General features: G+C 55.6%; 1 protein-coding gene. It reads left to right on the top strand.

Annotated elements, in window-relative coordinates; genetic code table 11:
• Window positions 1-57: 57 nt before the first annotated feature.
• Window positions 58-255 carry a flagellar transcriptional regulator FlhD gene (locus U5A52_RS43210; RefSeq protein WP_321940536.1) on the top strand — a complete coding sequence of 66 codons (198 nt, stop codon included), beginning with the start codon at window positions 58-60 and terminating at the stop codon, window positions 253-255.
• The last annotated feature ends 42 nt before the right edge of the window (window positions 256-297 follow it).

The raw sequence follows: 297 nt of genomic DNA, 5'->3' as shown, positions 1-297 counted from the left end.
CGCCAAAGGTGAGTATCGATCGGTGGCATTCATGCCACCCAGCAACGGTGACATATCATGAGCGACTACGACACGCTGCAGGCAATCAGGGAAGTCAATCTTTCATACATCACCCTTGCGCAGCGCATGCTTCGCGAGGACCGTCGGACGGGGATATCCCGGCTAGGCCTGTCGGAGCAGATCGCCGATATGCTGACCGGGCTTACCGTCGAGCAAACGCTCAAGCTTGCGGCGACTGATCACCTTCTTTGTTGATTTAGTGTTCCTGATCACCAGATACTGAACGCTCTAGCGGCA

It is taken from the genome of Paraburkholderia sp. J8-2 (assembly GCF_905220195.1).
GTDB lineage: Bacteria > Pseudomonadota > Gammaproteobacteria > Burkholderiales > Burkholderiaceae > Paraburkholderia.
The sequence above is the reverse complement of the archived record's forward strand: the minus strand, read 5'-3'. Positions and strand labels throughout refer to the sequence as shown.

Excerpts from the sequence above, each read along its gene's own strand:
- U5A52_RS43210 (WP_321940536.1), top strand. The coding sequence starts at position 58 with ATGAGCGACTACGACACGCTGCAGGCAATCAGGGAAGTCAATCTTTCA.